2 protein-coding genes are annotated in these 1,683 nt (G+C 67.8%); both read right to left on the reverse strand.

Annotated features, from left to right (window positions below):
* Positions 1–755 (reverse strand): electron transfer flavoprotein subunit alpha/FixB family protein (locus ABZ532_RS31595; protein WP_361291450.1); only part of this gene is annotated, 755 nt, incomplete at its 3' end.
* A gap of 126 nt (positions 756–881) precedes the next feature.
* Positions 882–1,667, reverse strand: a complete 786-nt coding sequence (locus tag ABZ532_RS31600) for an electron transfer flavoprotein subunit beta/FixA family protein (RefSeq protein ID WP_361291453.1) — start codon at positions 1,665–1,667, stop codon at positions 882–884.
* Between the last annotated feature and the right edge of the window lie 16 nt (positions 1,668–1,683).

Below are 1,683 nucleotides of genomic sequence, written 5' to 3' on the forward strand. Positions count from 1 at the left end.
CCGGTCTGGCCGACCTGGTTGGAGTGCGGGTACCAGCCCGCGTCGACCGCGGCACGCGAGGCACCGACCGCCGCGCCGAGGGAGTCGGCGAGGGCCTCGATGACCGCGAAGTTCTCCGCGCCGTTGACCCCGCGGCCACCGGAGACCACGATCGCGGCCTCGGTCAGCTCGGGACGGCCCGTGGACTCCCGCGCGGTCCGCGCGGTGACCTTCGTCCCCCGCGCCGCGTCACCGAAGGACACCGCCAGGGCCTCGACGACACCGGCCGCCGGGGCCGCCTCGACCGGAGCCGAGTTCGGCTTCACCGTGATCACCGGAACACCCCTGGACACCCGGGACTTGGTGGTGAACGACGCCGCGAACGCGGACTGCGTGGCCACCGGACCCTCGGCACCGGCCTCCAGATCGACCGCGTCGGTGATGACGCCCGAACCGATCCGGACCGCCAGACGCGCCGCGATCTCCTTGCCCTCCGCCGACGACGGCACCAGCACCGCGGCCGGCGACACCGCCGCACAGGCAGCCTGGAGCGCATCGACCTTCGGCACCACCAGATACTCCGCGAACTCCGGCGCGTCCGCGGTCAGCACCTTCACCGCACCATGCTCGGCCAGCACCGCCGCGGTGGCCTCGGCCCCCGCACCCAGCGCCACCGCGACCGGCTCACCGATACGACGCGCCAGCGTCAACAGCTCCAGCGTGGGCTTGCGGACGGCACCGTCCACGTGATCGACATAGACGACAACTTCAGCCATGGGACGTCTTCTCTCCTGCTTACAGGTCTGCGAGGGGCGAATGAAACAGCGGAAACGATGACCAGGACTCAGATGCGCCTACGCACCCGAACGCCACCGGCCACAAACGACGGGGCAGACGTCCCTCTAGACGAACTTCTGCTCCGCGAGGAAGGCCGCGAGCTGCTTACCGCCCTCGCCCTCATCCTTGACGATCGTGCCCGCACTACGGGCCGGACGCTCAGCCGCGGAATCCACCACGGTCCACGCACCCTCCAGACCCACCTGACCGGCCTCCAGACCCAGATCAGACAGATCCAAAGACGCAACCGGCTTCTTCTTCGCCGCCATGATGCCCTTGAACGACGGGTAACGCGCCTCACCCGACTGGTCCGTCACCGACACCACCGCCGGCAACGACGCCTCAAGCTGCTCCGAGGCCGTGTCACCATCACGACGACCCCTCACCGTGCCACCCTCGACCGACACCTCCGACAACAGCGTCACCTGCGGAACACCCAGACGCTCAGCCAGCACCGCCGGAAGCACACCCATCGTGCCGTCCGTCGACGCCATCCCACACACGACCAGGTCATACCCGGTCTCCTCAAGCGCCTTCGCCAGCACCAGCGACGTACCCATCACATCACTGCCGTGCAGATCATCGTCCTCGACATGAACGGCCTTGTCCGCACCCATCGACAACGCCTTACGCAGCGCGTCCTTCGCATCCTCCGGACCCACGGTCAACACGGTGATCTCCGCACCATCCGACCCCTCCGCGATCTGAAGCGCCTGCTCGACCGCGTACTCGTCCAGCTCCGACAGCAGACCATCCACATCATCACGGTCAACGGTCAGGTCATCGGCGAAGTGCCGGTCACCAGTGGCATCAGGCACGTACTTCACACAGACAACGATCCTCAAGCTCACGCCGGCTCTCCTACTG

The sequence above is a fragment of the Streptomyces sp. NPDC019396 genome, assembly GCF_040632375.1.
In the GTDB taxonomy this organism is placed as follows: Bacteria; Actinomycetota; Actinomycetes; order Streptomycetales; family Streptomycetaceae; genus Streptomyces.